Consider the following 23090-nt stretch of genomic DNA (forward strand, 5'->3'; position numbering starts at 1 on the left):
ATGGTGACCGATCTATTTACCCACGACTCACAGACATGGCCAGAGCGCCATCGGTTCTACCCATTAGCGCAAATTGTTCAACCGCCTCACATCCCTTATCCTCGTGGCCTTACCTGCCTGCGCCCGCCGGAGCCCCCCATGGACCTCGCCACCCTCACCCTCTTCCTCCCGGCCTGCTTCGCCCTGAACATGGCGCCAGGCCCGAACAACCTGCTGTCCGTGAGCAACTCCACCCGCTACGGCTACCGCACTTCGTGCCTGGCAGGCGTCGGGCGACTGCTGGCCTTTGCCGGGATGATCGCCCTCGCGTCCGCCGGGCTGGCGGTGGTGCTGCAAACCTCGGAGTTGTTGTTCTACGGGATCAAGATTCTGGGGGCGGCGTATCTATTCTATCTGGCGTATCAACTGTGGCGGTCCAATCCGCACGCGGAGGCTGAGTCGACGGCGCCCAAGGCGGGCTTGTGGGCCTTGGCGCGACAGGAGTTCCTGGTGGCCGCCGGCAATCCCAAGGCAATCCTGATTTTTACCGCCTTCCTGCCGCAATTCGTCGACCCGGCACATCCGATCACGCCGCAATTTGCCCTGCTGGGAGCGATGTTCCTGGCGCTGGAATGGTTCGCCATCAGCGCCTACGCCTATATGGGTTTGCATATGCGCCGCTGGTTCGCGCAGCCTCGGGGCAAGCGGATTTTCAACCGCTGCTGTGCGGGGTTGTTGTCGGCCGCCGCGACGGTATTGCTGATGGCGCGCAGGGCCTGAGCACTGCGAAAAACCGGCGAAAACGCTTACAATCGCCGTCTCACCGCAACTCAGGCAGGCCAGTTCGCCCATGGCGCTCGACCCCATCACCATACTGGTCCTCACCATCGCACTGGCAGGCGCCGCCGCGCTGTACCTGGCCGTCGAGTGGCGCAATGTCCGCGAGCCATCGCTGCTGTACTGGACTGCCGGTTTCGCCATCATCAGCGTGGGCAGCACCCTGGCGCTGTTGCGGGCCAGCGGCCTGCTGTTGATCGGCATCTGGTTCGCCAACGGGTTGCTGATCACCGCCCACTGGCTGTTCCTGCTGGGCGTTGCGCGTTTCACCCAGGTGCGCCTGTCTCGCGCCTGGTACCTGATGTTCGTGGCCTGGTTTGCCATGCTGCTGTTGCCGGAAGGACAGTCGTGGTCCAGGGCCATGCTGCTGGCCAACTCGCTGCTGGTTGCCCTGCCGACCCTGCGGGCCAGTTTCCTGTTGCGCCCCCATGGCCGATCACTCAGCGTGGGCGCGGTGCAACTGCGCTATGTGCTGCTGGCCCACGGGCTGTTCTATCTGGCCAAGTCGCTGGTGGCGATCGTGCCGGGGACACTGATCGACCTGACGGCGTTTCGTGGCGAGATCATTCAGGTGTCGCTGGTGGAAGGCGCCATGGCGATCATGCTGATTGCATTGTCGATGACCGGCACCGAGCGCTACCGCCGTGAGGAACAGATTGCACGGTTGGCCGCCCGCGACCCGTTGACCGCGCTGTATAACCGCCGCGCCCTTGAAATGCGCGCGCCGAGCCTGCTGAGCGAGGTGTCGCAGGCCCGGCCGGGTGCCCTGCTGTTGATCGACATCGACAATTTCAAGCTGATCAACGACCTGTACGGCCATACCGCGGGCGACCGGCTGCTGGTGGCCCTGAGCGAGATGATTCGCGCGCAGTTGCCCGATGATTCGCTGGCGGCGCGGTTGGGTGGCGACGAGTTCGTGATCCTGCTTAATGACACCTCGAACGCGCGCATTGTCGCGCTGGGCAGCGCCCTGCGCGAACAGTTTCATCAGGCTGCCTCGCAGGCGTTCGCCACGCCCGAAGCGGTGACATTGAGCATCGGCGCCAGCCTGTTCGACACGCCGCCCGCCAGCCTCGCGGCCTTGATCGAACAAGGCGACGCGGCGCTGTATGAATCCAAGCGCGGTGGACGCAACCGTATTCGTCTGGTGGACCGGACGGCAGTGGGCGCCGATTGACTCAATCGGTGCATCAACCTTTGAGCGCCGCCTCAATCCCCGCAATATCAATCCTGGTCATCCCCATCATCGCCTCAAACGCCCGCTTGGCCGCTGCCGGGTCGGGGTGGGTGATCGCCGCACTCAGTACACGCGGGGTAATCTGCCATCTCACACCCCATTTATCCTGGCACCAGCCGCAGACGTTTTCCTGGCCGCCATGGCTGACAATCGCGTGCCACAAGCGGTCGGTTTCCGCCTGGTCGTCGGTGGCTACCTGGAACGAGAACGCCTCGTTGTGCTGCACGCCGGAGCCACCGTTCAGCCCCAGACAAGGAATACCCATGACGGTGAATTCCACCGTCAACACATCGCCCTGTTTGCCCGCCGGATAATCCCCGGGGGCGTGATGGACCGCAGTCACTGCGCTGTCCGGGAAGGTCCTGGCGTAGAAGTTGGCAGCGTCCAGTGCACTGCCGTCGTACCAAAGGCACACCGTGTTTTTGTTGAGCATGAGTGTTCTCCAGCGTGGAGGTTCGGACTTGCAGTGTAGTACCGCTACCGACAAGAATGCGTTCGCGTCCTGACATGAACCCAAACGGTGCAGAGAATGAGTAATGGTGTAAGGATCGACCCGCGAATCATCCCGGTTCCGCGGTCCATCAGCCCCGAGGCCCAGGCGATGCTGCAGCGCATGGTGAACGCCGATGGCGTGCCGCTGAACAGCCTGTACACCCTGCCCGCACCCGATGACCACGCTGGCTGGCGCCGTATGCAGGCCGCAGTTGCCCAACAGTACGCGGCGTCCCAGGCGGGACAGACGGCAGACCACGTTGAGACATTCACCGTGGAAGACGCCACCGTGTACCGGGCGACGCCGGCATACGGGGCCGAGTTCGCCTATATCGACCTGCACGGCGGCGCCCTGGTGTTCGGCGGCGGCGAAAACGCCCGCCTCGCCGCCGGCAAGCACGCCGACCTGCACAACCTGACCTGCTACGGCGTGGACTACCGCATGCCGCCTGACCATCCGTACCCGGCGGCACTCGATGACTGTATGGCCACCTACCGGCATGTGCTGAAGCACCACACCCCGGACAAGATCGTGATCGGCGGACGCTCGGCCGGAGGCAACCTCGCCGCTGCCATGGTGCTGCGCGCCCGCGACGAAGGCTTGCCGCTGCCGGCCGCGCTGGTATTGCTGTCACCCGAAGTGGACCTGACCGAATCGGGCGACAGCTTCCAGGTCAACCGCACCGTCGACGTGGTGTTGCCCAACCCGCTGATGAGCACCAACCTGCTGTACGCCGCTGGCGCGGATTTGTCTCACCCGTACCTGTCGCCGCTGTTCGGGGATTTCGCACCAGGCTTCCCGCCGACGTTCGTGCAAAGCGGCACCCGCGACCTGTTCCTGTCCAACGCCGTACGCCTGCACCGGGCGCTGCGCCGGGCCGAGGTACCGGTGGAACTGCACATCTTTGAAGCAATGCCCCACGGCGGTTTCATGGGCGCGCCGGAAGACGCAGAACTGTCGGCAGAGCAGGTGCGTTTCGTGCGCCACTGGCTGAACCGCGACTGATCGCCGTGAGTTGACACACCCTGTAATAATCCATAAAGATAAGCGCCTTCTTCAGGGTGTGTCCTCAATGTCTGCAACGACCTTCAACTTTTCCGTCATTGGCTTGATTGCCAAGGCGCAAGGTTGCGTTGCGCACGCCCTCAAATCGAAGAAACAGTCGCTCATGTGACCGGGGCGCGCTGTCCCGTCAGATGAGCTGACAGGACATTGAGCGCGAAGGCCCCCTCCTCTTGCTTACTTCCCTCTGCCCTTCTGACGGTGACGAAATCGGTCAACCATCAGGAGAAAGCGCATGTCATCGTTTCAAGGTATCTGGGTTCCCGTCGTTACACCGTTTCATAACGGCGCCATCGACTTCATCGGCTTGCGCCGCCTGGTCTGCCATCTGCTGGAACAAGGCGTGGCCGGGATCATGGTCTGTACCACCACCGGCGAAGCCGCAGCACTGAGCCGCCGTGAGCAGTTGGCGATGCTGGATGCCGTACTGGAACTGGTACCGCCGCAGCAGGTGGTAATGGGCCTGGCGGGGTATAACCAGATTGAGCTGCTGCAGTTCCAGAGTGAAATCCTGCAACGCCCGGTGGCCGGTTTGCTGGTACCGCCGCCGAGCTACATCCGCCCGTCCCAGGCGGGCCTTGAGGCGTTCTTCCGCACCGTGGCCGATGCGTCCAGTGTGCCGATCATTCTGTATGACATTCCCTACCGCACCGGTATCGCCTTCGAACAGGCGACGTTGCTGAACATCGTCGCCCATGAACGGATCGTCGCGATCAAGGATTGTGGCGGCAACCTGGCCAATACCCTGGCGCTGCTGGCCAGCGGGAATGTGGATGTGTTGTGTGGCGAGGATGTGCAGATATTCAACGCGCTGTGCCTGGGAGCGACCGGCGCGATTGCCGCGTCGGCGCATGTGCGTACCGCGGATTTTGTGGCGCTGCATCGACAGGTTCGCGACAACCGGTTGCTGGCGGCTCGCGAGACGTTTTTCGGGCTGCTGCCGTTGATTCACACAATGTTCGTGGAGCCCAATCCGGCACCGGTGAAGGCCGCGCTGGCGATGGACGGTTTGATCGGCAGTGAGTTGCGGGCGCCGATGTTGGGGGCGAGTGAGACGGTGACAAATCGGTTGCAGCAAGTATTAGGCGTGCGGCAATGACCCGTGGCGAGGGAGCTTGCTCCCGCTGGGCTGCGCAGCAGCCCCAATTCAGGCACCGCGTTTTCGCCAGGTAAAATGGGGTGACCGGTTTTGGGGGCGCTTCGCACCCCAGCGGGAGCAAGCTCCCTCGCCACAGGGGGCGGGCTGACTCGTCGATACGAGGGCTTATCCTCTCGCCACCGCCAACCGATGCAACGTGATCTTGCGCACCTCCTGCTTGCTCACCTCGATGTGAGTCTTGAGCAGTTGCTGCGCCAGATCGCTGTGCCGTGCCGAGATCGCATCGAGGATGCTTGCGTGTTCCTCATAGGTCGCTGCGATACGTGATTGCTGAGTGAAATCCAGCCGCCGAATGATGCGGATTTTCTCGGTTATCTCGTAATGCATGCGCGCCATTTCAGCGTTGCCCGTGGCCTGCACCAACCCGCAGTGGAACTCCTCATCCAGCGCGCAGACGACCTGTGCGTCATCCAGACGCGCACTTTCGTCCACCCGCCAGATCGCTTCAAGCCGTTCAAGCCCCTGCTCCGCCATGCCACACAAGCGGCTGACGGCGGCCAACTCCAGCACGATTCTTACGTCGTAAAGCTCTTCGAAATAGTTGAAGTCGAACGGCCGCACCTGCCAGCCACTCCTGAAAAACACCTCCAGGTACCCTTATACAGCGCCTGGCGCACCGGCGTGCGGCTGGCCTGCATGCGCTCGGCCACGTCGCCTTCGCTGAAGCGATCACTCGGCAGCAGGCGAAAGCCGAAGATGTCGTCCTTCACCTGCTGGTAGACCCGTTCCGCCAGGCTGTCCGGCCGTTCGCCGGGTTTTCTCATGGTTGAGAGCTGCATGCCTAGTTCCTGCTCGCCATGTACGCGCGCCAGCCGCCGAATTCGGTGATGTCAGTGGCGCCTGCCAGGGCCCAGGGCTCGCAGATAAAACCCTTCACGCTGCGCCCGTCCGCCAGGGTGAGGTTGCCGATGCCCAGCGGCGCGGGAATCTCCGCGACGAACTCACCAAAGCGGGCGACAGGCATGTCCCACAGCTCGACGATGATCGAGCGGCCCGAGTCATCCCTGGCCAGCCCCGGCTTGGGCGGAACCGTGCCCGGCAGTGCATGCAGGCGGTAGTTGCTCGCCGTCAGGGTTTGCTCCACCAGCACGGCGTTGCGGCTGGTCAGCTGGAAGTTCAGCGGCATCCCGGTGAGATGCGCCCCAACCACCGCCACCCGCACGCTGCCGGGCGCCTGCCCCGCCGGTGCCGGTTGCGGCAGATTGCGTTGGGTAGCGCCCAGCGGAAGATCAAGGCCGGCCTGCCAACGCTTGCCCAGATGCGCCAGGGCGGCGTCGTGCCAGGCCGGCGCGATAAGGGTGATGCCGCACGGCAGGCCGTCGCTGCGCAGCCCGGCGGGCACGGCCAGTGCCGACAGGTCGGCCAGGTTGGTGAAGTTGGTGTAGAAGCCAAACTGCGAGTTGTAGAGCACCGGCTCCACGGCCATTTCCGCCAGGGTGCGGATCGTCGGTGAGGTCGGCACCAGCAAGGCGTCGAAACCGGCCAGGCTGTCGTTGATGCGTCGGCTCAGTTCGGCGCGCAGGTATTCGGCTTTATAGGCATCGCAGGCGCTGTACTGGTGGCCGTTTTCCACGATGCCACGCACCACCGGGTTGATCGCTTCGGCGTTGCTGGCGAGCATGCCTTCCAGTGCCACCGTGCGCTCCGCAACCCAGGAGCCGTAATAGAGCTGCTCGGCGAGTTGCTGAAACGGGCTGAAATCCACCGCCGTGATTTCGGCGCCGAGGGACTGGAACCTGAGCAGCGCCTGTTCAAATACGGCCTGGTTCTGCGCGTCGCCAAAAAACTCCAGGCTGGCCGGAACCGCCAGCTTGATTGTGGCGCCGACCGCTACGGGAGCAGTGTTGGGATTGACGCGTGAATAGGCGTCGCTGGCGTCGTAAGCAGCAGCGAGGCCCGCAACCGTCTCGGCATCTTCAACCGTCAGCGCAAATACCGAAATACAGTCCACGGTACGACAGGCCGGCACCAGTCCCGTGTTGGACAAGCGCCCCTTGGTCGGCTTCAACCCGACGATATTGTTGAAGCCCGCCGGCACCCGCCCGGAACCGGCGGTGTCGGTGCCCAGGGAAAACGCCACCAGCCCGCGGGCAACCACCGAGGCCGAACCCGAGCTGGAACCGCCGCTGACATAGTCCGGGTTAAAACTGTTGCCCACCGCGCCGTAGGGCGAGCGTGTACCGACCAGGCCGGTGGCGAACTGATCGAGGTTGGTCTTGCCCATCAGGATCGCCCCGGCCGCCCGCAACCGCGCCACCACCGAGGCATCCGCCGCGGCGGTATAGGCAAACTCAGGACACGCCGCCGTGGTTTCCCAACCCGCCGCATCGATGTTGTCCTTGATGGCAAACGGCACGCCATACAACGGCAACTGGTCGATATCGCCGTCGACCGCCGCAAGCCGCTCGGCCAACTGCGCCAACTGGTCACTCAATTGCTGCGGTTGCACCCGGCTGATCCAGGCATTGTCCTCGGCGGGGAACGTGCTCGCCAGGGTCAACAGGATGTCGGGAGTCAGCGCCTGGGTGCGGTATGCAGCTTGCCATTCACCCAGGGTCCAGCCGAGTTGTTCGTTGCGCATTGAGGATTCCATCTTGTATCCAAGTTTGGATTTCTTTTAGCAAACCCTGGGCCAATCAGCTGCATGCCAATGAATACGTGAGGTTGACAGAAAACCCGCCGATGGATCGCCTCCAGCCGTGCTCCGTCATGAAGCAGCAATGCGCCAAAAAAAGACATTCTGGCGGCCGCGCGGTTGCGAGCGGCCCGATACCGGCCTATGTTCGAAACCATGTTGTAAACGCTGCTGTCCATCCCATACGCCCTTTCCGTAGCCAGGTGACGACATGCCCACCGCTTCCCGCCCCGCTGTGCTCGAACTGATCGGCAACACCCCGCTGGTGCGGGTCAGCCGCTTCGATACCGGCCCGTGCACGCTGTTCCTCAAGCTTGAATCCCAGAACCCCGGCGGCTCGATCAAGGACCGCATCGGCCTGGCCATGATCGACGCCGCCGAGCGGGATGGCCGCCTGCGCCCCGGCGGCACCATCATCGAAGCCACCGCCGGCAATACCGGCCTCGGCCTGGCCCTGGTGGGACGCGCCAAAGGCTATCGGGTGGTGCTGGTGGTGCCGGACAAGATGTCCACCGAGAAAGTCTTGCACCTGAAAGCCATGGGCGCTGAGGTGCACATCACCCGCTCGGATGTCGGCAAGGGCCACCCCGAGTATTACCAGGATGTGGCGGCGCGACTGGCCAAGGACATTCCCGATTCGTTCTTCGCCGACCAGTTCAACAACCCGGCCAACCCCCTGGCCCACGAGACCAGCACCGCCCCGGAAATCTGGGCCCAGACCCAACATGACCTGGATGCCATCGTGGTTGGCGTCGGCTCGGCCGGCACCCTCACCGGCCTGACGCGCTTCTTCAAGCGCGTGCAACCTGACCTGGCCATGGTGCTGGCCGACCCGGTCGGCTCGGTGATGGCCGAGTACAGCCGCAGCGGCACCATGACCGAGCCCGGCTCGTGGGCCGTGGAAGGTATCGGCGAAGACTTCATTCCCTCGATCGCCGACCTCTCCAGCGTGCGCCACGCCTATTCCATCAGCGACGAAGAAAGCTTCGACCACGCCCGCCAACTGCTGCGGGCCGAAGGCATTCTCGGTGGCTCCTCCACCGGCACCCTGCTGGCCGCAGCCCTGCGTTATTGCCGCGAACAGACCGAGCCCAAGCGGGTGGTCACCTTCGTCTGCGACACCGGCACGCGCTACCTGTCGAAGGTCTACAACGACCAATGGATGAACGACGCCGGCCTGCTGCAATACAAACACTACGGCGACCTGCGCGACCTGATCGCCCGTCGTTTCGAGGACGGCCGGGTGATCAGCGTCGGCCCCGACGACAGCCTGCTCACCGCCTTCCAGCGCATGCGCCTGGCCGACGTCTCACAGCTGCCGGTGCTGGTGGACGGCAAGCAACTGGTGGGGGTGCTCGACGAGTCGGATGTATTGCTCGGCCTGCATCAGAACGCCGCGCACTTTTCCATGACCGTGGGCAGCGCCATGACCAACGCCCTTCACACCCTCGCACCCAGCGCCAGCCTTGCACAATTGCAGGCCGAGCTGGATCGCGGGCTGGTGGCAATCATTGCCGACGCCTCGGGCTTTCACGGCCTGATCACCCGCGTCGACCTGCTCAATCACCTACGGAGATCCCTTGCATGACCCAGCACGATAAAAGCGCCTTCGCCACCCGCGTGATCCATGCCGGGCAATCCCCGGACCCGACCACCGGGGCGCTGATGCCGCCGATCTACGCCAACTCCACCTACCTGCAGGACAGCCCCGGCGTTCACAAAGGCTTTGACTACGGACGCTCCCACAACCCGACGCGCTTCGCCCTGGAACGCTGCGTGGCGGACCTTGAAGGCGGCACCCAGGCGTTCGCGTTCGCCTCCGGGCTGGCGGCGATTTCCACCGTGCTGGAACTGCTCGACGCCGGTTCCCACGTGGTTTCCGGCAATGACTTGTACGGCGGCACCTTCCGCCTGTTCGACAAAGTGCGCCAGCGCAGCGCCGGGCATCGCTTCAGCTTCGTCGACCTGACCGACCTGTCGGCCTTCGAAGCCGCGCTGCAGGACGACACGCGGATGGTCTGGGTCGAAACCCCGAGCAACCCGCTGCTGAGCCTGACCGACCTCAGTGCCATCTCCCGCATCTGCAAGGCCCGGGGCATCATCTGCGTGGCCGACAACACCTTCGCCAGCCCCTGGATCCAGCGCCCGCTGGAGCTGGGTTTCGACATCGTGGTGCACTCCACCACCAAGTACCTCAACGGCCACTCCGATGTAATCGGCGGCATTGCGGTGGTGGGCCAGAACCCTGAACTGGCCGAGCGCCTGGGCTTCCTGCAAATCTCCGTGGGCGCGATTGCCGGGCCGTTCGACGCATTCCTGACCTTGCGCGGGGTGAAGACCCTGGCGCTGCGCATGGAGCGCCATTGCAGCAATGCGCTGGAACTGGCGACGTGGCTGGAGCAACAGCCGCAAGTGGCGCGGGTTTATTACCCAGGCCTGGCATCACACCCGCAGCATGAGCTGGCACGCCGGCAGATGCGCGGGTTTGGCGGGATGATTTCGGTGGACCTGAAAAGCGACCTGGCAGGAGCGACACGCTTCCTGGAAAACGTGAAGATCTTTGCGTTGGCTGAAAGCCTGGGGGGCGTTGAAAGTCTGATCGAGCACCCGGCGATCATGACCCATGCGAGCATCCCGGCAGCGACCCGGGCGCAGCTGGGGATTGGTGATGGGTTGGTGCGGTTGTCGGTGGGGGTTGAGGATGTGGAAGACCTGCGGGCGGATCTGGCGCAGGCGTTGGCAAAAATCTAACGCGCAATCTGCCGGAGCGAGCATGCCCGCTCCGGCAACACCTTAAATAGCGTAATTGACCTCAACCATTCGCCCGGTCTTGATGGACTCCAGCGCACAGTCCGCCAAGTGCAACGCATACAGCCCATCGCGCATGTTGGTGGGCAGCGCGCGCCCCGCGCTCAGTGCCTGGATAAACTGCCCCAACTCATTGCGGTAGGCATCCGCATAACGCTCCAGGAAGAAATGCTGCAACGGCTCCAACGCCTCGGTGTGCTCGTGGTTCCAATGGCGCAAGGTGCTGGGTCGATGGTTATCCGTGAGCAGCACCCCCTTGGCCCCGGATACCTCAAGTCGCTGGTCATACCCGTAGACCGCCTCCCGACAGCAGTTGATATGGCACTGTTTCCCGGATGCGGTGCGCAGCAGCACCATCACGCTGTCGAAGTCGTCAATCTGCGCCAGGCTCGGATCTACCAGCCGGCTGGCTATCGCGCTGACTTCAATGGGCTCTTCACCCAGCAGGTGCCGCGCCATGTCGAAGTCATGAATGGTCATGTCCCGCAGGATGCCGCCGGAATGTGCCAGGTAATCCCGTGGCGCCAACCCCGGGTCGCGGCTGGTGATGATCACCTGCCGCACAGCACCAATTTGCCCCGCGTCGATGGCCTGGCGCAGGCGCAGCGTGTCGGGATCGAAGCGGCGGTTGAAGCCCAGCATTACTTTACCGCCCTCGCGCTCCACAGCTTGCGCCGCCGCCCGCGCCTTGGCGAAATTCAGGTCAATGGGCTTCTCGCACAGCACGGCCTTGCCCTGGGACACGGCCGCCAGCAGCAAATCGATATGAGTGTCGGTGGGTGTGCCAATCACCACCGCGTCGATATCGTCCCGACTTAGCACTGCTGCGCAGTCATAGGCCGCCTCGCAACCCAGCTGCGCAGCCAAGCCATCGACGCCCTCCCGCCAGGGGTCGGCGACCACCACCAGAGTGGCATCAGGATGGGCCGCGACATTGGCCGCGTGAATGTTGGCGATGCGCCCTGCACCAAGGACAGCGATACGTAGCATGGTCGAACTCCTGGGATTGTTATTGGGTGTGGAGATTCAGTCCGGCAGGTTGAACGGTGTGACGATCTGTACCTGTGACGGCGCAATCGGCCCAGCCTTCCACAGCCGATGAAATTGCAGGATGTGCAGGAACACATGGCGCGCATCGATCTGCAGGTTGTGATCGATAATCGCGGCGACTTTTTCTTCAGCCAACAGCTGGCGATTCTCTTCGTCGAGGTCGTGAGCAATAAACACGTCCAACGGGCGATCCAGAGCCGCGAAGGCGTCGACAATTGCGCGGTTGCCACCGCCGACGCTGTACACCGCCTTCAGTTCCGGATGCTGCTTCAACGCATCGGTGACCCGGGCAAACGTTCGGTCATACACGCCGTACCCACCGCTGATATCCAGTACCCGCAGGTGCGTCGCACGGCCGCGCAGCCACATGCGAAAACCCATTTCGCGTTCTTCCTCGCCCCGGAACAATTCGCTGCCAATCACCACCGCCACTTCCTGGGGTTGGGGTGACAGCCAGCGGGACAGGAGGTACGCGGCGGTTTGTCCGGCGGTGCGGTTATCCATGCCTACGTAGCCGATGCGCTCGCTGTGGGGCAGATCGGTGACCAGGGTCACCACCGGAATACCTGCGGCCGCCAGGTGCTTGACCGCCAGATTCACCGCCGGCTCGTCCGCGGCCTTGAGCACCACACCCTGGCTGCCGGACTCGAGGCAGCGCAGCAATTGGTCGTGCATCGCCTGAGGCTCGATCTCTTCGAACACATGAAACCGCGGGGCGATACGAAAAGGTGCCAGGCTGCCCAGTTGGGCGGTGATGGCGGCATGCACCGCCGCACTGAAGCGCTTGGGCGTGTGCATGATCACATCGACATGAAAGGTACGGCCTACTGCCAGGCCATTTTTTTCCTGGGATTCCAGCTCATCCAGAGCCTGTTCGATACGCCGCCGGGTTTGGGCGTGCACGCTGCCGCGCTCATGCAAGACGCGATCGACTGTCGCCTTGCTGACGCCCGCCTGGGTGGCCAGTTGCTTGATGGAAAAGTGTTTAGCGCGTTCGAGCATGCCGTTGAGCCTGAGGTTTTTTTGAGGTCTTTTTGAGACTCGTTGAGGTGACCGCAATGCTAGTCTCAGTTTTGCCCGGCGTCGAGCCCGGCCTTCAAAACAACAACAACAACCCAGGAGACCCCGATGCCTTCAACCGACCTCAGCCATACCTTCAAAGGCCAATACTTTGTCGTCACCGGCAGCACCCAGGGATTGGGGGCTGCCGTCGCCCATACCCTGGCGCGGCGCGGTGCTGCCGGCCTGATCATCTGCGGACGCCGTCCGGACCAGGGCCAGGAGCAAGTACGGCAGTTGGCAGCGCTCGATTGCCGCGCGGTGTTTGTCCAGGCGGACCTGGAACAGATTGGCGACTGCCGCGCCGTGATCGAGGCGGCCCGTGCCCACTTCGGCACCCTCCACGGGCTGATCAACTGCGCCGGGATGTCGGATCGCGGCACCATTCTCGACACCTCCCCTGAACTGTTTGACCGACTGTTTGCGGTCAATGTGAGGGCGCCGTTTTTCCTGATGCAGGAAGCCTTGAAGCTGATGATCAGCCAGAGGGTTGAAGGTGCAGTGGTCAATATCCAGAGTGTCACCGGCCACGGCGGGCAATCGTTCTTGAGTGCCTACGCGGCGTCCAAGGGCGCTCTCGCGATTCTGACCAAAAACGTGGCGTTCAGCGCCCTGCGCAACCGGATTCGGGTCAACGGCTTGAACATCGGCTGGATGGACACACCTCACGAGGATGAAATCCAGCGGCACTACCACGGTGCCGGGGATGGCTGGTTGGAGGCCGCCGAAGCCGCGCAGCCCTTCGGCCGCCTGCTCAAACCTGAAGAGGTGGCCCAGAGCGTGGCATTTCTATTGTCACGCGAGTCGGGAATGATGACCGGCACGGTGATCGACCTGGAGCAAGGCGTCATCGGCTGTGGCGACGGCGGCACCCCACGCCCCGATCAGGCCTTGAGCCTGGTGGAGGGTGCGTGATGCCTGCCTTTGTCAGCGCCGATGCGGTGCAACTGGAAGATTTTCACTCGATCTGTGCCCAGCAGGCTGCTGCCGAGGACTACCCGCACTGCGCCGAAGTGTGCAGCAACATCCCGATCTATCAGGCCCAGGCACTGCGCAACGGCGATCGTCACGCCGTGCTGGACGAACTGCATCGCCTGTTCAGCCAGGGGCCGGGAGTGATGGTGGTGCGCCAGGGCTATGCCGACCTGGACGTGGTCGACCGTCACAGCCAGGTATTCGAAGCGATCTTTGCCCAAGAGGCTGCGCAAGGTGTGGCCGCCGACCACTTCGCCAAGGCCGGCAGTAACGGACGTATCTGGAACTCATTACAGAAGGCCGCACTGCAGTCGCCGGCATCCTTTGTCGAATATTACGCCAACCCACTGCTGGGGTTGATCGCACAAGCCTGGCTCGGCCCGGGCTACCAAGTCACGGCCCAGGTCAACGTGGTGCACCCCGGTGGCCAAGCCCAGCAACCGCACCGTGATTATCACCTCGGGTTCCAGACCATCGACGTGGTGGAGCGCTTTCCGTTGCCCCTGCACACGCTGTCCCAATACCTCACGCTGCAAGGGGCCGTGGCCCACAGCGACATGCCCCTGGAAACCGGCCCGACCCAACTGCTGCCGTTTTCCCAGCAATACCCACTGGGCTACCTGGCCTGGAGGCGCACTGAATTCATCGAGTACTTCCAGCAGCATGCCGTGCAATTGCCGCTGAACAAAGGTGACCTGCTGTTCTTCAACCCGGCCCTGTTTCACGCCGCTGGCACCAATCGCACACCGGACCGCCAGCGCATGGCCAACCTGCTGCAAATCTCCTCGGCGTTCGGCAAAACGATGGAGGCTGTGGACCGCGACCGGATGATGCTGGCGCTGTACCCCTGCCTGTTGGAGCGCCTGGCGGACAACGTCATGGATGGCGAGGCGCTGCACGCGGTGATCGCCTGCACCGCCGATGGCTATTCCTTTCCCACCAACCTGGATACCGACCCACCCTTACAGGGCCTGGCTCCGCAAACCGGGCAGCAACTGATGTTGCAGGCACTGAACGAACGCTGGCCCTGCGAGACCTTTGCCGAACGCGTTGCGCAACTACACGCCAAACGCCAAGGCTGAGGAATGTTTTCAACGTCTTTCAAAACAACAAAAAAACGGACTGACACCATGAAAAAACAGCTGCTGACCTTGCTCCTGACCCTCATCGTTACCCCGCTAGCCCTCGCCGAGACACGCATCGGCGTCAGCATCGCCCAGGTGGACGACGTGTTCCTCGCCCAGATGCGTGACTACATGGCGGCCCACGCCAGGGACCTCACCGACGTGACCCTGCAATTCGAAGACGCCCAAGGCGATGTGGTGCGCCAACTGAACCAGGTGCAGAGCTTTTCTGCCCAAGGCATGGACGCGATTATCGTCAACGCGGTCGACACCGCCGCTACCCAGAAAATGACTGTGAATGCCCAGCAGGCGGGTATCCCGCTGGTGTACGTCAACCGTCGCCCGGACATCCCCGGCTTACCGGCCGGGGTGGGTTATGTCGGCTCGGACGAGATCAAAGCGGGCGAGATTCAGATGCGCTACCTCGCGGAAAAAATGAACGGCAAGGGCAACCTCGCAATCATGCTCGGCTTGCTCTCCAACAACGCCACCCACAACCGCACACAGGGCGTGAAAAACGTACTGAAGGATTACCCCGACATCCATATCGTCGAAGAACAAAGCGCCGACTGGCAACGCAGCAAGGCCATGGACCTGATGAACAACTGGATCGTCTCGGGCAAGAAAATCGACGCCGTGGCGGCCAATGCCGATGAAATGGCTATCGGTGCCGCGATGGCGATTACCCAGGCCGGCATGCACCCTGGCAAGGACATCCTGGTGGGCGGCAGCGACGGCGGCCCCGCCGGCCTGGATGCGATCAAAAAAGATCTATTGGTAGTCACGGCCTATCAGGACAACAAGGGCCAGGCCGTCGGCTCGATTGACCTGGCGCTGAAGATGATCAGGAAGCAGCCCTACACGGCGGAGCTGACCATTCCCTATCAACAGATCACCAAGGACAACTATCAGGCCTTTCTCACCCCTTGATTGTTATCAGCCCAGCGCCAAGCAGACCGGCCAGCCCCGACAAACAGAGCACTCCCACTCCATAAGCGAGGGTGCGCCAGGGCTGGCGGCCGCTCAGATACATCACCGTATGCATCACACGGGCAGCGGTGAACAGACAGAACAACCCCGCGGTAGCGGTGCCTGGCGTTTCCATCGCCAGGCACAGGCCACCCAAAATGAAGAACAACGGAATATTTTCCAGATCATTGGCCCAAGCCTTTTCGGCCCGGGAGACTTGCGGTAACTCCTGGGGATTCGCATCGCGATGGAAGAAAGCTGCATCCTCGTGGTTAGTGAATGCACGGAATCTGAGTCGAAAGAAACCCTGGTAACAGGAGATCGCCAGCATCTTCAAGAACAGCACCAGTACGCACAACGCATAAACCTCCATCACCGGCCCCCTGAAGGTTCGCGGAACCCGTTGACCACGATATACAGCAGCGGACCGATGGATACGAAAACCGCCGTTACCAGTAAATAGGGCAACACCGACGCCAGGGATTTGCCCCTGGCCCGCGCATCCCGGTACATCCATACGCCCGCCAAGGCCGCCATCAGATACAAGTCAATCACCACCTGGGCAGTATCCGGCCTCGATATCAATTCACGTCCGAACGCCATGAGCGATTGTTCGGCGATCAGCATCGTGATCAATGTGTACAGGGCAAAAGCCAACAGCCCGGCCAGGGCAATCCAGGGTCTGCGCATGTTCTCCTCCTTGGAGACAACGGTTCGGGAAGCTGCACATTAGTGATAACGTCGTTCCCCTCTCAATGACCTCGAAGGTCATCGACACCACCGACCCGCACGGCCAGAGTCAACCCATGAGCAGCCAACCTTTCCCCCGCGCCAACCCCGACACTACCGCCGGCACGCAACTGCGCGTGCTGCGTCGGCACGCCAGATTGAGCCAGCTGGAACTGGCGCTGATCACCGGGGTTTCCCAACGCCACCTGAGCTGCATCGAGACCGGGCGCGCCAAGCCGAGCCCGGGCACCTTGCATAATTTGCTGATGGCGCTGGAGGTTCCGCTGGAGCAATGCAACAGCGTGTTCCTCGCTGCCGGCTTCGCCCCGCGCTATGAGGCAACCCCGCTCTCCTCGCCCTCCATGGAAGCTATTCGCGAGGCAATCAGCCATGTGCTCCACGCGAACAATCCTGCACCGGCGATCGTGCTGGGCAGCCACTGGGAAGTGCTCGCCGCCAACGCCAGTACCCAGGTGCTGTTCGAGCTGGTGGGGATCAAACCGGAGGCGGCTGATGGGCTGAATTTGCTGGTCACCCTGCTACAGCCTGGCGGCCTGGGTGATCATTTGATCAACGCTGACGAAATCCGCACCATCGCCTGGCAACGGGCGACGCGCGAGGCGTTGGGCAACTCCGAACTTGCCAGGCTTCTGGACAGCCTGCCGGCCCCGCAAAGTACCGAAGCCTTGGTCAATGAACCGCCGCCACTGGTGCTGACACGCGTCAACTCCCGTGAAGGTGAGCTGAACTTCATGTCGACCTTCACCACCTTCGGCATGCCTCAGGACATCACGGTAACGTCGTTGCGCATCGAGCATTTGATTCCGGCGGATGCGCAGACGTGGCAGGTGATGACCGCGGCGTATGAGCGGTGATTGGTGAGGTAGAAAGCCGCGGCGGGGCCATTAGTTATTTGTCGTATTTTGCCCGCCATAGCTATTGGCGCGGCTCTTGGAGGAGGAGCCGTTGCTGTATTGGGTGTCTTGCCCGCCGTAGCTATTGGAGCGGCTCTTGGCTGAGGTGCCGTCGCTGTATTGAGTGTCTTGCCCACCATAGCTGTTGGAACGGGTCTTGGCCGAGGTGCCGTCGCCGTATTGGATATCCTGCCCGCCATAACTATTGGAGCGGCTCTTGGAGGAAGTACCATCGCTGTATTGGGTGTCTTGCCCACCGTAGCTATTGGCGCGACTCTTGGAAGAGGTGCCATTGTCGTATTCGCAATCGGACCCACCATAACTGTTCGCCCTGCACGTCTCGGCAACCGCTTGGTAAAGCGGCGCAGCCAACAAAACCGTGCCCAGCAAAACGACCTTAAGCTTCATGTTAATTCCTTGTAGAGGTGGCGATACGCTATTACAGACTGGAGATTCTGAACTTAGTTTCCAACGTTCTGAAATGCGCTCGCGCGAGCCGACGTGGCAACCCTTTGCCAGCCCCGGCAACTCCTGGCCTGCGCCCTGCCCCGGCAATACCACCCAGCCCGCGCCGCACAAGGCATGCAGCACATGGCCCGGGTTTTGCTCTGTTGCTGCTACCAATAAGGGAGCGGCACCATGATAGGAAGCACGACAAGTCTGTTAGCGCTGGGACAGAAGACTTTTACACAATCCATGGAAAACGGCACCCTGCGGGCCGGGAGGATTGAAGTCACCAACGCCACGCCCGAGATCAAGACCAAGCTGGAAGCCAGCTATCAGGAGCAAGTGCGCTCGACCGCGCAAACCGTTGCCACCGCCAGGGCCAACCCTTCATGGGCGACCTTCGACGATAAAGGCAACGCCGTCGAACTGCCCGATGTTCAGTCACTCAGCAAAAGCGACGCCACCCATGTGGCCAACGGTCTTCAGTACCTGCTCGATATCGGGCGCCTGGACGGCAAGACTGTCACCGCGAAAAATGGCGACCAGTCGACCGATAACATCGCGGTCTACAAAGACTGGCTCCAGGCCCACATCGGCGTTGATGTACAGGCCTGAGACGGTTCACACCATCGGCACGGCAATCAGCAAGATCGCCGTGCCATGGGTGGCCGTCGCCGCCACCACACCGTAGCGCATCCGCACCAGCCCGCAGGCCACGCCTTCAATCAGGGTAAAGGCCAACACTGGACAGCCCAGTTGCGTCACGCTCAACGCCAGAAATGAATGGCACGCGGCAAACGCCAGCCCGCTGAGCAACGCCGCGCGCAGCGGCGTAACGCGCTGTTCGAGATAGCCCTGCAGGAAGCCGCGAAACAGCACCTCTTCCAGCGCATTGGCGCAGTAGGCAAGCACCAGCATGCCCATCAGCCAGGTCCAGTAAGCCGGGATCGCCGCCGGTTCGATGCCTTGATACAGGCGCAATGGCAAGCCAATCACACAGCCGGCCACCAGCCCCACTGCCAGGCCCACAGCACGATTGCCCTTGAACAGCACCGTCAGTTGCCATAACTCCGGAGCCAGGCGCGCGAGCAGTGAAATCAGCCCAAGGGACAAGCCGCCGAGCGCAGCCAGCACGAAGGGGTTGGCCGTAAACTGGATCTGCACCTCAGTGCTCAGCGACCACATGCCCAGCGGCGTCATCGCATCGCGCATCAGCACGAACGCCAACAGCAGAATAACGATGCGCACGCCCGGCATTGTTTTCGGGGTGAGGCCGAACCACAGGCCAAACAGGATCAGCCCTGGCAGCAGATAAATCCCATAGTGAATCAGGACTGTAAAAGCGTCGGCGATCACTCGATGTCAGCCCTGCGCCACAGCGATCATGTCGACTTCCACGGCGGCACCCTTGGGCAGTTGCAGCACGCCCACCGAGGTGCGCGTGTGAGAACCGGCAGCCCCCAGGATCTCGTTCAACAGGTCCGACGCACCGTTGGCCACTTCGCTTTGCAGGTCGAAGTCATCCGCGCTGCGCACGTACACATTGATCTTGAGGATCGCCTTGACCTGGTCCAGCGAACCCAGTGCCTGCTTGAGCAAGCCCAGGCAACGCAGTGCGCTGACGCCCGCGGCAATCTGTGCGTCGGCCAGGCTGAGGCTTTCGCCGACCTTGCCGGGCAACACGATGGCGTCACCCACCCGCGGAATCTGGCCACTGATGTAGACGTGATTGCCGTCCCTCAGCAGCGGCGTGTAGTTGCCGCCGATCTTGAACTCGTTGAGTTGATAACCCAGGCGCACCATGGCCGCCGCGTACTTTTGATCCGGTGTCATTTTTTTGTTTTCCTCAGTCGTTGCGAATCCACGCCATGAAGTCGCCGGCCACAGCATAGCCATGTGCCATTTCCACGGGAAGTACCGACCGCTATTTCGCAAGTGATACGACAACCAATACTGGCAAACAGCGCTTATCTTCTAGTCAAGAACAAATTTCACTTTCCTTGATCCCGGTAAATACGGCATGGTTGTACGACGACTTAAAAACACAGCCCGAGTCGTCCCGGTACCCACAACAACAAGGAAACACCCATGCAAAACGTCAAGGTTCTGATTGGTTTTCTGTGCCTGTTCAGCGGTTACGCGGCCGCCGCGCCTGCCGCAGCCGACAAGGATGTCGCCGTTGCGGTCGATCACCTGACCCAGGCCATGCTGCACAAGGACATCCCGCAACTGCAGGCCCTCACCGCGAACAACCTCACCTACGGCCATTCCAGCGGCAAGGTCCAGAACAAGCAGGAATTTATCGCCGACATTGAAACCGGCAGAAGTGGTTTCAAGACCCTGGAAATGCAGAAACAGACCATCACCCTCAATGGCGACACCGCCCTGGTGCGCAACCACTTTTCCGCGCAGGCGGTGAACAGTGGCGTCGAGGTGCCCACCGAAATTGAAAACTTCCAGGTCTGGCAGAAGCAGAAAGGCAAGTGGCTGCTGATCGGGCGCCAGGCCTACAAATTCTGAGTCCCGCCTGGATCGTTCCCACGCTCTGCGTGGGAATGCATCCGGTGACGCTCTGCGTCACTATCGCGCAAATCTACAGCGGGACGCGGAGCGTCCAAGGCGGCATTCCCACGCAGAGCGTGGGAACGATCCGGCCCCCTAGTACGCCTTCACCGCCCAGCGCACTTTCACCAACGCCTCGCGCAGCACCTCCCGGTCTACCGACCCCAGCGCCACACGCAAGGCATGGGGCACGTGGGCCGAAACGGCAAACGGCTCGGCGGTGGACACCGAGATATTCTCCCGGGCCAGCGCCATGGTGATCTGGTCGGCGCGGGCATCCTCCGGCAACGGCAACCACAAGAAATACGAAGACGGATGGCGGATCACCGTGAGCCCCGCCAACACCTCATCGGCCACCGCCTGGCGCGCCTGGGCGTCCTTACGTTTTTGCGCTTCAAGCTGCAGCACCGTGCCGTCGTCGATCCACGCGGCAGCCACCGCAGTCATCACCCCCGGAGTGTTCCAGGTGGTGGCCATGACCGTACGTTCCAGCGCCGCCATCCACTGCTGCGGAGCGGCGACAAAACCCACCCGCAGGCCGGTGGCAACGCTCTTGGAAAGCCCCGACACATACACCGTGCGTTCCGGTGCCAGCTCGGCCACCGGCGGCGGCGGGTCCTCGGCTAAAAACGCGTAGGCCGCGTCCTCGATCAGGATCAAATCATGCTGGCGGGCAATCGCCACCAGGTGCTCGCGCTGCTCCCTGCTCATCACCCAACCCAACGGGTTATGCAGGGTCGGCATGCTGTACACGGCGCGTACCGGGCACCGGGCGCAGAGTTGTTCAAGGAAGGCCAAGTCGGGGCCCGTCGCGGTCACCGGGATCGCGACGATTTCCAGGTGCAGCGTCTCGGCCAGCACCTTGAACCCGGAATAGGTCAGCGCATCCACCGCCACCACATCGCCGGGCTTGAGCAGCGACATCATGGTCACCGCCAGCCCATGCTGGGCACCGCTGACGATCAGCACCTGCTCGGCCTGCACCGTCAACCCACGACTCAGCAGATGACGCGCCACCGCTGCCCGCTCATGCAGCCGACCGGCGTGAGGCTGATAGCGCAGCAGCGCCGCCAGGTCGCCGGACAACGCCAACTGGCGCAATGCGGTGCGCAGCAGGTCGGTCTGGCCCGGCAGCGACGGGTAGTTGAAGTTGAGATCGATCATGCCCGCCGCCACCGCGATCTGGCCGACGCCCTGCCCTGGCGACAACGCGATTTCCCGCACAAAGGTTCCGCGCCCGGTTTCACCACTGACCAGGCCCATGGCCTCAAGCTCGGTGTACACCCGGCTGGCGGTGACCAGCGCCAGGCCATGGCTGGCGGCCAACTGGCGGTGCGTCGGCAACCGGGTGCCCGCCGCCAGCGCGCCCGAACGGATATCCCGGGCGAAGGTGTCCACCAATGTCTTGTAGCGGGCGCGGGGCATAGGCGATGTATCCATGACAATTTTTTGATTGTCTTGATAGTGAATCATAGGATGCGCAAGACGCAACTTATCCCTACCGAGCCCTACACCCATGGAACGAACCACCCACCTCAACACCCGGGAAAACAACGCCAGCGGCTGGATCAACGGTTTGATCGGCGTGGTGATCTTCAGCGGCTCGCTGCCGGCCACGCGCCTGGCGGTGCTGGAGTTCGATCCGGTATTCCTGACCGTCGCCCGCGCCACCATCGCCGCCCTGCTCGGCCTGTGCCTGCTGTGGCTGTTCAAGGAAAAAACCCCGGCCCGCAGTCAGTTGCTGCCCCTGGCAATCGTCGCGCTGGGCGTGGTGATCGGCTTTCCTTTGCTCACCGCACTGGCCTTGCAGTACGTCACCAGTGCCCATTCCATCGTATTTGTCGGCCTGCTGCCTTTAGCCACTGCGGTCTTCGGCGTATGGCGCGGCGGCGAGCGGCCCAAGTTGGTGTTCTGGCTGTTTTCGATCCTGGGCAGCCTGCTGGTGGTGGGCTACGCGGTTGCCCAGGGCCTGAGCGCTGCGCCCGCCGGGGATTTGCTGATGCTGTTGGCAATCCTGGTGTGCGGCCTCGGTTATGCCGAAGGAGCCAAACTCTCGCGCACCCTGGGTGGCTGGCAGGTGATCTGCTGGGCGCTGGTGATCTCGCTGCCGATTGTGGCCCCGCTGACGGCGATCCTCGCCCCGGGCACTTTCGTGAGCATCAGCCTGCCGGCCTGGCTGAGCCTGGCCTATGTGTCGCTGTTCAGCATGCTGATCGGGTTTGTGTTCTGGTACCGCGGGCTGGCCCAGGGCGGCATTGCCGCCGTCGGGCAATTGCAGTTGCTGCAACCGTTTTTCGGCCTGGCACTGGCGGCCACGCTGCTGCATGAGCAGGTGAGCCTGGGCATGCTGGGGGTGACCGTCGCGGTGATTGCGTGCGTGGCGGGGGCCAAGAAGTTCGCCCGCTAGCCATCAGCGCTCAGGCGCAACCATCTTGAACTTGATGACAATCGCATTGGACACCACGCTGTCCGCCCACTCCCCCGCGCCGATCCTGAAGTCATCGCGCTTGAGCACGAATTCGCCGTCGAACACGCCAATGCCGCTCTGCTCCTTGAGGGCCACCTTGACCTCCACCGGCCGGGTCTGGCCCTTGAGGGTCAGGTTGCCGCTGAACAGGTAACGGTTGTCGCCCAGGTCAGTGATGTGGGTCGAGGTGAAGGTGCCCACCGGGTAGGTGGTCATGTCGAACCAGCCGGGCTTGGGCAGCTCGGTGTTGGCGTCGTCGCTGCCGGCATTGATGCTCGGCAGCTGGATGGTCAGTACGGTGCTGGCGGCAGCCGGGTTTTGCGTGTCGAAATTCAGGGTCGCCGAATAGGTGCCAAACGTGCCGTACACCTCTTGGCCCATCTGGTCATAGGTGAAGCTGATGGTGCTGGCCGTCGGATTCACGTCGGTGTATTCCACGGCGTACGCGTTGGACAAGGTGGCGAAGGTAAGGAAGACCGCTGGCAATCGAGATTTCATGGGATTCTCAACCGGGAATGAACACGCTGTGCACTGCTAACAGCGTAGGCGCTGGATTTATTCACGCGCCTGGCATTAGGCTCGTG

24 protein-coding genes and 1 pseudogene are annotated in these 23090 nt (G+C 62.4%); 13 read left to right on the plus strand and 12 right to left on the minus strand.

Annotated features, from left to right (window positions below; all coding sequences use genetic code 11):
* Positions 1 to 138 precede the first annotated feature (138 nt).
* Together HX807_RS17820 and HX807_RS17825 are read left to right on the plus strand one after the other, a co-directional pair.
* The gene (locus HX807_RS17820) at positions 139 to 759 is read left to right on the plus strand and encodes a LysE family translocator (RefSeq protein WP_008436300.1); all 621 of its coding nucleotides are present in this window, start codon (positions 139 to 141) and stop codon (positions 757 to 759) included.
* Positions 760 to 829: 70 nt separating this feature from the next.
* Positions 830 to 1993, plus strand: a complete 1164-nt coding sequence (locus tag HX807_RS17825) for a GGDEF domain-containing protein (protein WP_008436297.1) — start codon at positions 830 to 832, stop codon at positions 1991 to 1993.
* Between the two features lie 13 nt (positions 1994 to 2006).
* On the opposite strand, the gene HX807_RS17830 is transcribed toward HX807_RS17825, so the two are convergent.
* Positions 2007 to 2486, minus strand: a complete 480-nt coding sequence (locus HX807_RS17830) for a VOC family protein (RefSeq protein ID WP_177050603.1) — start codon at positions 2484 to 2486, stop codon at positions 2007 to 2009.
* 96 nt (positions 2487 to 2582) lie between these two features.
* Between HX807_RS17830 and HX807_RS17835 the strand changes: the two genes are divergently transcribed.
* Positions 2583 to 3551 carry an alpha/beta hydrolase gene (locus tag HX807_RS17835; RefSeq protein WP_043224716.1) on the plus strand — a complete coding sequence of 323 codons (969 nt, stop codon included), beginning with the start codon at positions 2583 to 2585 and terminating at the stop codon, positions 3549 to 3551.
* A 292-nt stretch (positions 3552 to 3843) separates the two neighbouring features.
* Positions 3844 to 4707: a 4-hydroxy-tetrahydrodipicolinate synthase gene (gene dapA / locus HX807_RS17840; protein WP_177050605.1), complete on the plus strand. Its 864-nt coding sequence runs from the start codon at positions 3844 to 3846 to the stop codon at positions 4705 to 4707.
* A gap of 165 nt (positions 4708 to 4872) precedes the next feature.
* Here the strand turns inward: dapA and HX807_RS17845 are convergent.
* A pseudogene (locus HX807_RS17845) lies at positions 4873 to 5546 on the minus strand (GntR family transcriptional regulator).
* Positions 5547 to 5548: 2 nt separating this feature from the next.
* Positions 5549 to 7348 carry an allophanate hydrolase gene (atzF, locus tag HX807_RS17850; RefSeq protein ID WP_177050607.1) on the minus strand — a complete coding sequence of 600 codons (1800 nt, stop codon included), beginning with the start codon at positions 7346 to 7348 and terminating at the stop codon, positions 5549 to 5551.
* A gap of 265 nt (positions 7349 to 7613) precedes the next feature.
* Here atzF and HX807_RS17855 point away from each other — a divergent pair, with 265 nt between their 5' ends.
* Both HX807_RS17855 and HX807_RS17860 read left to right on the plus strand, forming a co-directional pair.
* Complete coding sequence (locus HX807_RS17855; protein ID WP_003215116.1) at positions 7614 to 8990, plus strand: cystathionine beta-synthase; 1377 nt, start codon at positions 7614 to 7616, stop codon at positions 8988 to 8990.
* Positions 8987 to 10153, plus strand: coding sequence for a cystathionine gamma-synthase (locus HX807_RS17860; protein ID WP_177050609.1), 1167 nt, complete (start codon positions 8987 to 8989; stop codon positions 10151 to 10153). Before HX807_RS17855 ends, HX807_RS17860 begins: the two co-directional genes overlap by 4 nt.
* Positions 10154 to 10195: 42 nt before the next feature.
* Here the strand turns inward: HX807_RS17860 and iolG are convergent, their stop codons facing one another.
* Together iolG and HX807_RS17870 are read right to left on the minus strand one after the other, a co-directional pair.
* The gene (iolG, locus tag HX807_RS17865; protein ID WP_177050611.1) at positions 10196 to 11200 is read right to left on the minus strand and encodes an inositol 2-dehydrogenase; all 1005 of its coding nucleotides are present in this window, start codon (positions 11198 to 11200) and stop codon (positions 10196 to 10198) included.
* Between the two features lie 36 nt (positions 11201 to 11236).
* The gene (locus HX807_RS17870) at positions 11237 to 12262 is read right to left on the minus strand and encodes a LacI family DNA-binding transcriptional regulator (protein WP_177050614.1); all 1026 of its coding nucleotides are present in this window, start codon (positions 12260 to 12262) and stop codon (positions 11237 to 11239) included.
* A gap of 126 nt (positions 12263 to 12388) precedes the next feature.
* On the opposite strand from HX807_RS17870, the gene HX807_RS17875 reads away from it, so the two are divergent.
* From HX807_RS17875 to HX807_RS17885, 3 genes are read left to right on the plus strand one after another with little or no spacing between them, the layout of a single operon-like run.
* On the plus strand, positions 12389 to 13234 hold the full coding sequence (locus tag HX807_RS17875) for an SDR family oxidoreductase (protein WP_063029668.1): 846 nt from the start codon (positions 12389 to 12391) through the stop codon (positions 13232 to 13234).
* Positions 13234 to 14376, plus strand: a complete 1143-nt coding sequence (locus HX807_RS17880) for a phytanoyl-CoA dioxygenase family protein (RefSeq protein ID WP_003215107.1) — start codon at positions 13234 to 13236, stop codon at positions 14374 to 14376. The genes HX807_RS17875 and HX807_RS17880 overlap by 1 nt, the downstream gene beginning before the upstream one ends.
* Before the next feature lie 48 nt (positions 14377 to 14424).
* Positions 14425 to 15348, plus strand: a complete 924-nt coding sequence (locus HX807_RS17885; RefSeq protein WP_177050616.1) for a substrate-binding domain-containing protein — start codon at positions 14425 to 14427, stop codon at positions 15346 to 15348.
* Here the strand turns inward: HX807_RS17885 and HX807_RS17890 are convergent.
* On the minus strand, positions 15338 to 15760 hold the full coding sequence (locus tag HX807_RS17890) for an MAPEG family protein (protein WP_003215104.1): 423 nt from the start codon (positions 15758 to 15760) through the stop codon (positions 15338 to 15340). The genes HX807_RS17885 and HX807_RS17890 overlap by 11 nt on opposite strands.
* Positions 15760 to 16077 carry a DUF2834 domain-containing protein gene (locus HX807_RS17895; RefSeq protein ID WP_003215101.1) on the minus strand — a complete coding sequence of 106 codons (318 nt, stop codon included), beginning with the start codon at positions 16075 to 16077 and terminating at the stop codon, positions 15760 to 15762. The genes HX807_RS17890 and HX807_RS17895 overlap by 1 nt, the downstream gene beginning before the upstream one ends.
* A 116-nt stretch (positions 16078 to 16193) precedes the next feature.
* Between HX807_RS17895 and HX807_RS17900 the strand changes: the two genes are divergently transcribed.
* Positions 16194 to 16991 (plus strand): helix-turn-helix domain-containing protein, encoded by a 798-nt coding sequence (locus tag HX807_RS17900; RefSeq protein ID WP_256349514.1) that lies wholly within the window; start codon positions 16194 to 16196, stop codon positions 16989 to 16991.
* Between the two features lie 30 nt (positions 16992 to 17021).
* Here HX807_RS17900 and HX807_RS17905 read toward each other — a convergent pair whose 3' ends face one another.
* A complete protein-coding gene (locus HX807_RS17905) occupies positions 17022 to 17438 on the minus strand; it encodes a hypothetical protein (protein ID WP_003215097.1) in 417 nt (138 codons plus the stop codon).
* Positions 17439 to 17726: 288 nt separating this feature from the next.
* Here HX807_RS17905 and HX807_RS17910 point away from each other — a divergent pair, with 288 nt between their 5' ends.
* On the plus strand, positions 17727 to 18092 hold the full coding sequence (locus tag HX807_RS17910) for a hypothetical protein (RefSeq protein ID WP_003215095.1): 366 nt from the start codon (positions 17727 to 17729) through the stop codon (positions 18090 to 18092).
* 6 nt (positions 18093 to 18098) lie between these two features.
* On the opposite strand, the gene HX807_RS17915 is transcribed toward HX807_RS17910, so the two are convergent.
* Both HX807_RS17915 and HX807_RS17920 read right to left on the minus strand, forming a co-directional pair.
* Positions 18099 to 18833 carry a CPBP family intramembrane glutamic endopeptidase gene (locus tag HX807_RS17915; RefSeq protein WP_177050620.1) on the minus strand — a complete coding sequence of 245 codons (735 nt, stop codon included), beginning with the start codon at positions 18831 to 18833 and terminating at the stop codon, positions 18099 to 18101.
* A 6-nt stretch (positions 18834 to 18839) separates the two neighbouring features.
* A complete protein-coding gene (locus HX807_RS17920) occupies positions 18840 to 19310 on the minus strand; it encodes a RidA family protein (RefSeq protein WP_177050622.1) in 471 nt (156 codons plus the stop codon).
* A 255-nt stretch (positions 19311 to 19565) separates the two neighbouring features.
* Here HX807_RS17920 and HX807_RS17925 point away from each other — a divergent pair, with 255 nt between their 5' ends.
* Complete coding sequence (locus tag HX807_RS17925; RefSeq protein ID WP_063029654.1) at positions 19566 to 19997, plus strand: nuclear transport factor 2 family protein; 432 nt, start codon at positions 19566 to 19568, stop codon at positions 19995 to 19997.
* 138 nt (positions 19998 to 20135) lie between these two features.
* On the opposite strand, the gene HX807_RS17930 is transcribed toward HX807_RS17925, so the two are convergent.
* A complete protein-coding gene (locus tag HX807_RS17930; RefSeq protein ID WP_177050624.1) occupies positions 20136 to 21464 on the minus strand; it encodes a PLP-dependent aminotransferase family protein in 1329 nt (442 codons plus the stop codon).
* Positions 21465 to 21555: 91 nt separating this feature from the next.
* On the opposite strand from HX807_RS17930, the gene HX807_RS17935 reads away from it, so the two are divergent.
* Positions 21556 to 22446, plus strand: a complete 891-nt coding sequence (locus tag HX807_RS17935) for a DMT family transporter (RefSeq protein ID WP_008436273.1) — start codon at positions 21556 to 21558, stop codon at positions 22444 to 22446.
* A 3-nt stretch (positions 22447 to 22449) separates the two neighbouring features.
* On the opposite strand, the gene HX807_RS17940 is transcribed toward HX807_RS17935, so the two are convergent.
* A complete protein-coding gene (locus HX807_RS17940) occupies positions 22450 to 23004 on the minus strand; it encodes a YceI family protein (RefSeq protein ID WP_177050626.1) in 555 nt (184 codons plus the stop codon).
* Positions 23005 to 23090 lie beyond the last annotated feature (86 nt).

It is taken from the genome of Pseudomonas sp. D8002, assembly GCF_013385695.1.
In the GTDB taxonomy this organism is placed as follows: Bacteria; Pseudomonadota; Gammaproteobacteria; order Pseudomonadales; family Pseudomonadaceae; genus Aquipseudomonas.